This is a genomic window from Subtercola sp. Z020 (assembly GCF_002931235.1).
Taxonomy (GTDB): domain Bacteria; phylum Actinomycetota; class Actinomycetes; order Actinomycetales; family Microbacteriaceae; genus Subtercola.
Map to the genome: position 1 here is coordinate 16,641 of NZ_PSTT01000102.1, position 10,818 is coordinate 27,458.

At 71.0% G+C, this 10,818-nt stretch carries 9 protein-coding genes; 7 read left to right on the top strand and 2 right to left on the bottom strand.

Annotation, left to right across the window (positions count from 1 at the left end; genetic code table 11):
* The first annotated feature begins 90 nt into the window (after nucleotides 1–90).
* The 4 genes from C5B96_RS13360 to C5B96_RS13375 are packed head-to-tail and all read left to right on the top strand — an operon-like array spanning nucleotide 91 to nucleotide 5,284.
* Complete coding sequence (locus C5B96_RS13360) at nucleotides 91–1,479, top strand: O-acetylhomoserine aminocarboxypropyltransferase/cysteine synthase family protein (protein WP_104245864.1); 1,389 nt, start codon at nucleotides 91–93, stop codon at nucleotides 1,477–1,479.
* Between the two features lie 9 nt (nucleotides 1,480–1,488).
* A complete protein-coding gene (locus tag C5B96_RS13365) occupies nucleotides 1,489–2,751 on the top strand; it encodes a MalY/PatB family protein (RefSeq protein ID WP_104245865.1) in 1,263 nt (420 codons plus the stop codon).
* Complete coding sequence (locus C5B96_RS13370) at nucleotides 2,748–4,061, top strand: O-acetylhomoserine aminocarboxypropyltransferase/cysteine synthase family protein (RefSeq protein ID WP_104245859.1); 1,314 nt, start codon at nucleotides 2,748–2,750, stop codon at nucleotides 4,059–4,061. The genes C5B96_RS13365 and C5B96_RS13370 overlap by 4 nt, the downstream gene beginning before the upstream one ends.
* A 35-nt stretch (nucleotides 4,062–4,096) precedes the next feature.
* Nucleotides 4,097–5,284 (top strand): SURF1 family protein, encoded by a 1,188-nt coding sequence (locus C5B96_RS13375; protein WP_233189199.1) that lies wholly within the window; start codon nucleotides 4,097–4,099, stop codon nucleotides 5,282–5,284.
* Between the two features lie 66 nt (nucleotides 5,285–5,350).
* Here C5B96_RS13375 and C5B96_RS13380 read toward each other — a convergent pair whose 3' ends face one another.
* Nucleotides 5,351–6,334 carry an SRPBCC family protein gene (locus C5B96_RS13380; RefSeq protein ID WP_104245860.1) on the bottom strand — a complete coding sequence of 328 codons (984 nt, stop codon included), beginning with the start codon at nucleotides 6,332–6,334 and terminating at the stop codon, nucleotides 5,351–5,353.
* 16 nt (nucleotides 6,335–6,350) lie between these two features.
* Complete coding sequence (locus C5B96_RS13385; protein WP_104245861.1) at nucleotides 6,351–6,737, bottom strand: helix-turn-helix transcriptional regulator; 387 nt, start codon at nucleotides 6,735–6,737, stop codon at nucleotides 6,351–6,353.
* Nucleotides 6,738–6,852: 115 nt separating this feature from the next.
* Between C5B96_RS13385 and C5B96_RS13390 the strand changes: the two genes are divergently transcribed.
* The 3 genes from C5B96_RS13390 to C5B96_RS13400 are packed head-to-tail and all read left to right on the top strand — an operon-like array spanning nucleotide 6,853 to nucleotide 10,792.
* A complete protein-coding gene (locus C5B96_RS13390) occupies nucleotides 6,853–7,749 on the top strand; it encodes an SDR family oxidoreductase (protein ID WP_104245862.1) in 897 nt (298 codons plus the stop codon).
* Nucleotides 7,746–9,254 carry an alpha/beta fold hydrolase gene (locus C5B96_RS13395; protein WP_104245863.1) on the top strand — a complete coding sequence of 503 codons (1,509 nt, stop codon included), beginning with the start codon at nucleotides 7,746–7,748 and terminating at the stop codon, nucleotides 9,252–9,254. Before C5B96_RS13390 ends, C5B96_RS13395 begins: the two co-directional genes overlap by 4 nt.
* Nucleotides 9,251–10,792: a GMC family oxidoreductase gene (locus C5B96_RS13400; RefSeq protein ID WP_233189200.1), complete on the top strand. Its 1,542-nt coding sequence runs from the start codon at nucleotides 9,251–9,253 to the stop codon at nucleotides 10,790–10,792. The genes C5B96_RS13395 and C5B96_RS13400 overlap by 4 nt, the downstream gene beginning before the upstream one ends.
* The last annotated feature ends 26 nt before the right edge of the window (nucleotides 10,793–10,818 follow it).

Consider the following 10,818-nt stretch of genomic DNA (forward strand, 5'->3'; position numbering starts at 1 on the left):
CCGAATGTTTCGCCATGTGAAGGGGCCTCTGCCGGCGGCCCACCCGAGGTCGTACCGTTGCCCCATCGAGAACGGATGCAGGCCCACCCCATGACAACGACTCAGCAGCCCTACGGCAGTGACGCTTTCGGATTCAGCACCGAGCAGGTGCACGCCGGCGAGGTCATCGACGCCCAGTTCGGCGCGCGAATCACCCCCATCTACCTGACGGCCGGGTTTCTCTTCGACTCGTTCGACCACGCTGAGGCCCGGTTCGCCGGTGATGACGGCGGGCTCGTCTACACCCGCTACGCGAATCCGTCGAACACGGCTGTGGAGGAGAAGCTGACGGCGCTGGAACGCGGCGTCGACTCGCTGCTCGTCGCGAGCGGGCAGGCGGCGATCACTGTCGCCCTGCTCGGCATCCTGCAGGCCGGCGACCACTTCCTCAGCACCCCGAGCCTCTACGAGGGTTCGAAGACGCTCTTCCGCGAGAACTTCGCCCGGCTCGGCATCGAGGTCGAGTTCGTCGACGACCCCCACGACCTCACCGAGTGGAAGCGCCGCGTGCGCCCGAACACACGGGCGATCTACGGCGAGACGATCCCCAACCCGAAGAACGACCTGATCGACATCGACCTGATCGCCGGCTTCGCCCACGAAGAGGGCCTGCCGTTCGTGATCGACAGCACGGCATCCACCCCCTATCTCATCAGGCCGATCGAACACGGCGCCCACATCGTGGTGCACTCGGCGAGCAAGTTCCTGACGGGGCACGGCGCCTCCCTCGCGGGCGTCATCGTCGACGGCGGCACCTTCGACTGGGGGCGCTACCCAGAGAAGTTCCCGCAGTTCAGCACGCCGGCCGGCGGTCCCGGCGGCCCCGGCGGCGCCGGCGGCAGCGGCCCCGGTGGCCGCACCCTCGTCGAGCGGTTCGGCAACCGCGCCTACCTCGAATACACCCGTACCGTCATCGCCGGGCGCTTCGGCCCCGTGCTCTCGCCGCTCAACGCCTTCCTGCTGCAGCAGGGCCTCGAGACCCTCTCGCTGCGGGTCGAGCGGCACTGCCGCAACGCGCTCGCCGTGGCGACCTGGCTCGAGAACCAGCCCGAAGTGCTCTCGGTCGACTACCCGGGCCTGGCGTCGAACCCCTCGCATCCGATCGCCGTCAAGCACTACCCGCGCGGTACGGGCTCGGTCTTCGGCTTCACGCTCGCCGGCGGGCGGGATGCGGCGCGCACGGTGATCGACGCCCTCGAGCTGTTCAGCCGCATGTCGCACATGGGCGACGTGCGCTCCCTCGTTCTTCACCCCGGATCGACCTCGCACGCGCACCTGTCGGAGGAGCAGAGGCTGCTGCTCGGTATCGGCCCCGGCCTCGTGCGGCTCTCGATCGGTATCGAAGACGAGCAGGATCTGCTCGACGACCTGCAGCACGCCTTCACTGCCCTGCGCGCCGCCGCCCGGCCCGCGACGATCGGGGAGCTCGCCCGTGTGTAGGTGTACGGCATGACCGCCCACGGCGCCGCCTCGCACCGCTTCGACGGCATCGGCCGCGACGACCTGGCCACGCCCGACAGTCGCAAGTGGAGCCTCCACCCCGGCACGATCGGCGCGTGGGTGGCCGAGATGGACTTCGGCACGGCCCCCGAGATCACGGCCGCCCTGCACGAGGCGGTCGACCGCGGGCACCTCGGCTATCTTTCCCCCGCGACGAGCCTGACGATGGCGTCGGCCTGCGCACGCTGGCAGCTCGAGCACTACGGCTGGCAGATCCCGGCCGGCAACATCCATGCGGTCTCCGACGTGATGGCCGCCTTCGAGGTCGCCGTCACCAAGTTCTCCCCCGACGGCTCCGGCGTCATCGTGCCGACCCCGGCGTACATGCCGTTCCTCAGCTTCACCCCGACCCTCGGCCGCGAGGTCGTCGAGGTTGCGGGCCGCACGGTCGAGGGGCGCTGGATGCACGACCTCGACGCCATCGATGAGGCCTTCCACAGGGGAGCACGAACCCTGGTGCTCTGCAACCCGCACAATCCCACCGGCGTCGCCCTCGACCGCGCCGAGCTGGAGGCGATCGCCGAGATCGTCGAGCGGCACAACGGGCGCGTGTTCGCCGACGAGATCCACGCGCCGCTGCGCTTCGACGGTGTGCCGCACATCCCGTACGCCTCACTGTCGGAGGCGACCGCCCGCCACACGATCACCGCGACGAGCGCCTCGAAGGCCTGGAACCTGCCGGGCCTGAAGGCCGCCCAGCTCATCACGTCGAACCCGGCCGACGAAGAGCTCTACCAGCTGTTCGGGTTCGCGGTGCTGCACGGGGCATCCACACCCGGTGTGATCGCCTCGGCCGTCGCCTACGACGCCGGCGGCCCCTGGCTCTCGGATGTCGTCGACTACCTCGACGGCAACCGCCACGCCATCGTGGCACTGCTCGCCGAACATCTGCCGGGTATCGCCTACCGCGTGCCCGAGGCCACCTACATCGCCTGGCTGGACTGCTCGGGGCTCGACCTGCCGCTCCGCCCCGGCGAGACGCTGGCCGACTTCTTCCGCGAGGAGGCGGGGGTGACGCTGACGGACGGTCGGCTGTGCGGGCACGGCTACGAGCGGTATGTTCGGCTGATCTTCGCGACCCCGCGGCCCCTGCTCGAGCAGGCGGTGCGGCAGATGGCGGAGGCGGTGAAGCGGCGACGCGCCTCGGCCGTCGGTACCTCCGCAGTCGGTGCCTCGGCGGTCGGTGGCACAGAGAAGGGTGTATCCGCATGAGCGACGATGCTGTCAACGAACCCGAGTACGACTGGCAGGGTTACGGCTTCGCCACCCGGCAGGTGCACGCCGGCGAGATCGCGGAGGCGGGCAGCGGTGCCCGCATCCAGCCGATCGCGATGACGGCCGGCTACCGGTTCGACTCCTTCGACGACGCAGCCGGCCGGTTCGCCGGAGAGGCCGACGGTCTCATCTACTCCCGGCAGCGCAACCCGTCCGGCGCCGTCGCCGAACGGCGCATCGCCTCGCTCGAGGGCGGTACGGAGTCGATCGTGGTGTCGAGCGGCCAGGCCGCCCTCACCGCCGCGCTCTTCGCGCTCGCCTCGCACGGCGAACGGATCGTGTCGACCGCCTCGATCTACAGCGGCACGCGGGTGCTCTTCGGCCGGAGCTTCGCCCGCATGGGCGTCAGCGTCGACTACGTCTGGAACGAATTCGACGACGACGAGTGGGAACGGATGATCACTCCCACCACGAAGGCGATCTTCACCGAGACCATCCCGAACCCGAAGAACGACATCGTCGACATCGCCCATGTCGCCCGGATCGCTCAGCGGCACGGCATCCCGCTCGTCGTCGACAACACGATCGCGACCCCCTACCTCGTCAGGCCGTTCGAACACGGGGCGGCCGTGGTCGTGCACTCGTCGACGAAGTTCCTGAGCGGGCACGGCGCAGCGCTCTCAGGAACCATCGTCGACGGCGGCACCTTCGACTGGGCTGCGTCGCCGCGGTCGTACCCTCTGCTGACCGCACCGTCGCCGCTCGGCGGGCTGTCGTTCGTCGACCGCTACGGGCCCACCGCCTACGCGCGGGCGGCGCGCGAGGCCGTGGTGAACGACATCGGCCCGGCGCTGTCTCCGTTCAACGCCTTTCTGCTGCACCAGGGCACAGAGACGCTCTCGCTGCGCATGGAGGCGCACCTCACGAACTCGGTCGCCATCGCGAACTGGCTGGCCGGTCATCCGAAGGTCGAGAGTGTCGACTTCGCCGGGCTGCCCGACTCGGGCCGGGCCGCCCTCGCCGAGTCGCTCTACGGCGGGCGCACCGGTTCGGTGTTCGCGGTCACCGTGCGGGGCGGCCAAGCGGGCGCGCGGCGGTTTCTGAACCGGCTGCGGGTCTTCAGCCACATGACGAACATCGGCGACACCCGCTCGATGGCCCTGCACCCCGCGACCACGACGCACGCCTCGTTCGACCCGGCGCTGAAGGAACGGCTCGGCATCTCGCCGGGTCTCGTGCGGCTCTCTGTGGGCGTCGAAGACGTCGGCGACCTGATCGCCGACCTCGATCACGCCCTCGCATTCTGAGGCTCCCCCCAGAGCACGAGTTGTAGGGTTTATGGATGCAGACCGAGGTGGAGCGCAGGCGGGCCGGGGAGCTCGAACGCCCCCTCGCGCGCCCCGCCGGGCCCACCGCCGTCTACGACACGGTCACCGAGGGCATGACCGGTTGGCGCTTCCTTCGAACGCGGCGCTGGATCGGGTTCACCCTGGCCGCCGTGCTCTTCGCCATCGCCTGTGCGTTCCTCGCCAACTGGCAGTTCGACCGCGGCCGGGAGGCGACCGCGAACAACGCCACTGTCGCCGCCAACTTCGCCGCGGAGCCGGTTCCGCTCGAACAGGCGCTGCCCTCGCTCGGCTCCTACGACCCGAGCCAGAACTGGCAGCGGGTCACCGTCTCGGGGGTCTACGTCGCCGACGACGAACTCGTGGTGCGCAACCGCTCGAACGGCGGTGAGAACGGGTTCGAGGTGCTGACGCCGCTGCGACTGGCCGACGGCTCGCTCTTCGTGGTCGACAGGGGCTGGGTCGCGCCGTCGGCCGGCGATCCGCTGGCGCCCGGCCCCGTCGCCGCCCCGGCGACCGGCACGGTGACGGTCGCCGCCCAGCTGAGGCCGAGCGAGGCGGCGGGAGGCACGGGTGCGTCGACCGGCAACCAGGTCGCGACCATCGCTCTGCCGCGGGTGCAGGAGAAGATCGGCGGCGACGTCTACACCGGCGCGTACGGGATGCTCGTGGGCCAGTTTCCCGCTGCCACCGGCCTCGCACCGCTGCAGACGACGATGCCGACCGAAGACGTGGGTACGCACTACTCGTACATGATCCAGTGGCTGGCGTTCGCGCTCATCGGGTTCCTCGCGCTCGGCCTCGCTGCCCGGAACGTCTACCGCCAGCTCAACGCCGACGACCCCGAGGAGCGCGAGCGCGCCGCGTCGCGGCTGCAGAAGAGCGCCCGCAGGGCGTTCACCGACGAGGAGCTCGAAGACGAGGAGCTCGACGGCTTCATCCCCCTCACCCGCTGGGGCGGTGCCGCCGCGGGCGCCCGCGCGGGCACCGCGCCTCGCCCGGTGGGCGGCACGGCCACCCCCGCGGGCACCCTCGGCACGGCTGCGGGCGGCACGGTTGCGGGCGGCACGGTCGCGGGCGCCACGGCCGCGGCCCTGCCCGCGCCGCCCGCCGCAGACGCCGCCGCCCACGACATCTACGTGCTGGACCCGACACCCCCCACTCCTCCCGCTCCCCCGGCCTGACCTCACGGCCCCCCATGGCAGTCGCCCCATGGGCGGGATGCGCTGTGGCGGGCAGCCGCGGCGGGATCAGGCTGCGGCGGCGAGGAGGCTCTCGAGACGGGCGTAGCTCGTCTCCATCCCGCTCGTCATGCCGGTCGCGAGGATGGCGTCGCGCTGGGCGGCGTCAGCGTAGGTGATCACGAGCGAGAGCAGCGTGCCGCCCTCGACCGGCGTGAGCGTCAGCTCGTTGCGCACCGGCGGGAAGTCGGTGCCGATCATCGCCTCGGTCGTCACGGCGCGGTGGGGCGGGTCGCTCTCGAGCAGCTGCCCGGTGAAGCCGAACCCCGACTGCTCGCCGCCACCCTCCGGCTCCCACACGTACCGGTACGTGTCGCCGACCTCGGTCGCGATCTCGCAGACCGGCATCGTCCACCCGTCGGGGCCGAGCAGCCAGCGCCTCATCAGGTCGGCGTCGTTGTGCGCGCGCCAGACCTGCTCGATCGGTCCGCGGATCACCCGCGCCACCCGCACCTGCGTGTCGCCGAGCAGCTGCGCCTCTGCGACCCGATCGGTCGCGAACGCCGTGAGGTCGGCGAGCACCGCGTCGATCTGCGACATCGCTTCGCGGGTACCCTCGACCACGCCCATCCCGACGAGTTGCTCGAGCTGTTCCAGGGAGTCGAATCGCGACACACAGATGAGGCGCGAGCCGGCATCCGTCGACGAGAAGGCGAACGACATCCGGGTCGCCGGGAGGTCGGTGTTCGGAGCACCGGTCGCATCGGCGAAGGAGTCGACCACTTCGAAGGAGTCGGGCGGGGTCAGCGCCGTCCACTCCCAGCAGCCGTAGTGCTCGTCGCCGGTGGGCCCGGTCATGCGGTAGATGCTGCGGCCGCCGGGCGCGGCATCGTGCCGGAGGAACACGGCGGGGTAGGTCGGCGGCCCCCAGAAGCGCTCGATCTGGCGCGGGTCGGTGTAGGCATCCCACAGCCGCCGAAGCGGCGCGTGAAAGTCGGCGACGATGGTGAGCGTGAGCTGGTCGAGGTCTTTCTCGACGCTGGTGACGGGCATGACGGGCCTTTCCTGTTCATTCTCCGGTGGGGGTGGATGTGTCGTGGTCGGCGGAGGCAACCGCGCCGGCGTCTTCGCCGAGCAGGGCGTCGAGACGGTCGATCCTCGACCGCCAGAGCAGCTCGAACTCGTCGAGCAGGTGCTGCGCCTGGCGGATGCGATCGGGTGCGCCCCGCACGATCCGCTCGCGCCCGCGCGGTTCCTTCGTCACGAGCCTCGCCTCCTCGAGCACCGCGATGTGCTTCTGCACCGCCGCGAACGACATGTCGTAGGAGTCGGCGAGGTGCGAGACCGTGATCTCTGCGACGAGGGTTCGGCGCACGATGTCCCGCCGGGTCGCGTCGGCGAGGGCCCGGAAGATCCGGTTCACCTCGTCGTCGCTGAGCTCCAGTTGTACAACCATGTGGTTGTACGTTACCCGCCCCGAACGATGAGGGCAAGCCTCGGCGACGACTACCAGAAATCGCCTCCGGTGCAAGGCCCGGGCCAGTGTCGGCGCCCCGACATAGTGTGGAGCCATGACGAACGATCAGTACACCTTCGGAAACCCGGTCGAGCGCTACGCCCGCGTCGAGCCGCCCGTTCAGCACCAGCCCGAACCCGGCGTGCAGGCCGAGATGACGCCCGTTCCCGACCTCGGCGAAGAGACCTACCGCGGCACAGGTCGCCTGAGCGGGCGCAAGGCGCTCATCACCGGCGGCGACTCCGGCATCGGGGGCGCGGTCGCGATCGCCTTCGCCCGTGAGGGAGCCGACGTGGTGATCGTGCACCTGCCCGCCGAGCAGCAGGATGCCGACCGCATCCTCGGCCTGATCGCCGACGCGGGAACGACCGGCCACGCCATCGCCGCAGACATCACCGATGCGGCCCGCTGCCGGGCGATCGTCGACGAAGCCGTCTCCGTGCTCGGCGGCCTCGACATCCTCGTCAACAATGCCGGCAAGCAGGTCGCCGTCGAGAAGGTCGAAGACCTGAGCGACGAGCAGTTCGAGGCCACCTTCCGCACGAACGTGTTCGCGAACTTCTGGCTGACGAAGGCGGCGCTCGCGCACCTGCCGGCCGGTGGCACCGTCATCAACACCGCGTCGCTCGAGGCCTACCAGCCCGCGCCCGATCGCCTCGACTACGCCGCCACGAAAGCGGCGATCAACAACCTCTCGAAGGGGCTGGCCCAGCAGCTGGCGCCGCGCGGCATCCGCGTGAACGTCGTGGCCCCCGGCCCTGTGTGGACGGCGTTGCAGGTGTCGGGCGGGGTCTCCGACGAGCAGATGAAGGCGTTCGACGACGAGAGCACGTACCAGCGCTCCGGCCAACCGGCCGAGCTGGCGCCCGCATACGTGTTCCTCGCCTCGGCGGAGTCGAGCTACGTCTCGGGTGCGACGCTCAACGTCAATGGGGGTATGGTCACTCCGTGACCACCCCCGACGGCACCATCTTCTTCCTGCCAGGCCTCGGCTTCGGCGCTGCTGCAGCCGAACCCCTCGCGAAGGCCCTCGGCGACCGTTTTCGGGTCGTCGGCATCGATCTGCCGGGCCACGGCCTGGTGCAGGATGCCCCTGACGCAACCGTTTCGGCGATCGCCGACTCCGCGGTCGCGTCGATCGAGGCGCTCGCCGACGGCGGCCCCTTCCTCCTCGTCGCGCACAGCATGGGCGGCAAGGTCGCGGCGCTGGTCGCTGCCCGCGTGTTCAGCGGTCGCGCGAACCTCTTCGGCCTCGCCGGGGCCGTGCTGCTCTCCCCCTCCCCGACGAGCGCCGAACCGATGGCCGACGACAAGCGCGAGCTGATGCTCTCCTGGGCGGCGGCCGGCTCGCTGTCGAAAGCCGACGCCACGGAATTCCTCGCGCAGAACGTCGCGCAGGCGCTCGGTCACGCCGACGAGCGGGATGCCGTGAGCCAGGTTCGGCAGACGACACCCCTCTCCTGGCGGCGGTGGCTCACCGACGGCAGCCGCGAAGACGTCTCCGCGGCCGCCGGCATGATCGAACTGCCCGTCGTGGTGGTGGCCGGAGAAGACGACGACGATCTCGGCGCCACCGCTCAGCAGGGCTACCTCGGAGTCGTCTTCCCGCGATCGCGCCTCGTCGCCCTCGCCGACACGGGCCACCTGCTCCCCTACGAACGGGCACCCGAGGTGGCGGCCGAGATCGTCCGTCTCTGGGAGTCCACGGTCGGCGCCGCGCCGCGCGTGCCCGCCGAGTGGGGCCGGGTGATCGCCTCCTCACGCACCAGCGCCGAAGCGCGCGCGCTGCTGGCCCGTCGCGCCCTGGCCGACGACCCCGAGTACGCGCCGCAGGCGCTCTCCGCCGACCAGCTCGCCCTGCTCCGTTCGCTCGCCGAACACCTGGTACCGCAAACCGGCGCGGGGCACATCGACATCGCCGCCCGGGTCGACGCCGACCTCGCCGCCGGCCGCGGCGACGGGTGGCGGGCAGCGGGGCTGCCCGCCGACATCGTGGCCTACCGGCAGGGGCTGGACGCCCTCGCAGCGGTCTGGCCGCACGACGCCGCCGGGCAGCGGGCGGTGCTCGAACGCCTCTTCGAAGACGAGGTGGAGGATGCGCCGGGCCACGCTGAGCAGACCGCCGCAGAGGCGGCCCCCGTCGAGCAGATCGCCGGTGAGCTGGGGGACGACGGGCTCACCCGCTGGTTCGAAGACGTGCGGAACGACCTCGTACGCAGTTGGCTCGCACACCCCGCATCGCTGGCCCGGGTGGGCTACGACGGGTTCGCCACCAGCGGTTCGGAGTCGGGGCCGGCGGGCTACGTCGCCCTCGCGGCCGACACCCGCGACCCCTGGGAGCCGGCGGAGCTCGGCGCGGTCGACACCACCGACGCCGACACCGACCGCACGACCCACACCGTCAGCACGACCCACACCGACAGCGCCGGCACTCCCGGCGAGGAGAACGCAGCGTGAACCTCACCGGCATGCAGACCTTTGAGCACGACGACATCGTCGATGTCGTCGTCGTCGGAACAGGCGCTGGAGGCGGGCCCCTGCTCGCCCGCCTCGCCGAGCGGGGGCTGCGCGTGGTCGCCCTGGAGGCCGGCCCGAACATCGACCCCGCCGATTTCAGCAACGACGAGGTCGAAGCGCCGCGCATCAACTGGATGTCCGAACGGCTGAGCGGCGGCAGTTCGCCCACCGCCTTCGGCACGAACAACAGCGGCTGGGGTGTCGGCGGGGGCACGCTGCACTGGGGCGCGTTCACTCCCCGCCCCGACAGCCGCGACCTGAAGCTCCGCACCGAGTCCGGGGTGGGTGCCGACTGGCCGATCGACCACGCAGAGCTCATCCGGTACATCGTCGAGGTCGAGCGCACGATCGGCGTCTCCGGCCCCACCCCCTACCCGTGGGATCCCGAGCGCGTCTACCTCGAACCGCCCGTCGACCGCAACGCCCCCGCCGACCTGATGGCGATCGGCTGTGAGCGCCTCGGAATCAGGGCCACCGACGCGCCCGCGGCCATCCTGAGCCGCGCCCGCGACCAACCGCACCACGGCCTGCGGCGTGCGAGCCAGAACCTCGGCACCATCCACCAGGGTGAACGGTACGGAACCAAGGCGACGACCGCCGTCACCTATCTGCCCGCCGCCGTCGCAGCGGGCGCCGAGATCAGGCCCGACGCGATGGTGCACGGCATCGAGCGGGATGCTCGGGGCCGCGTCACCGGCGTCGTCTACCGCCATGACGGGCAGGAGTTCCGGCAGCGCTGCGCGGCACTCGTTCTGGCGGGCGGCGGCGTCGAGACACCGCGCCTGCTGCTGAACACCGGGCTCGCGAACTCGAACGGGATGGTCGGCCGCAACTTCCTCGCCCACGGCGCCGTGCAGGTGTGGGGCCGGTTCGAGCAGCAGATCCGTGGCTACCGCGGCTACCCCTCCGCCCTGATCAGCGAGGATTTCGTGCGCCCCGAGGGTGTCGACTTCGTCGGCGGCTATCTGCTGCAGAGCCTCGGGGTCATGCCCCTGAACTACGCGACCTCGCTCGTGCGTGGTGCGGGTCTCTGGGGCGACGACCTGATCGCGGCGCTCGACGCCTGGCGCTTCTCGGCGGGCATCGGCATCAACGGGGAATGCCTCCCTGCCGAGAGCAACCGGCTCGAACTCTCCGACGAGCGGGATGAGTGGGGCGTGCCGCGGGCGGTCGTCACGTTCGACCAGGGACCGAACGAGGAGGCGATCGACAGGCACGCGATCGGCACCATGACCCGCATCCTCGAGGCGGCGGGGGCGCGGGAGACGCGTGTGCTCGCGCGTTCGGCGCACACCCTCGGCACCTGCCGTATGAGCGTCGACCCCGCCGAGGGCGTGGTCGACGCCGACGGCCGCAGCCACGACATCCCGAACCTCTGGATCTCGGACAACTCGACGTTCCCGAGCTCCCTCACCGCCAACCCCGGCCTGACGCAGATGGCTCTCGCCCTCCGCACCGCCGACCGCATGCTCGCCTGACCCTGCGGGGCCCCCGGCCCACAGCC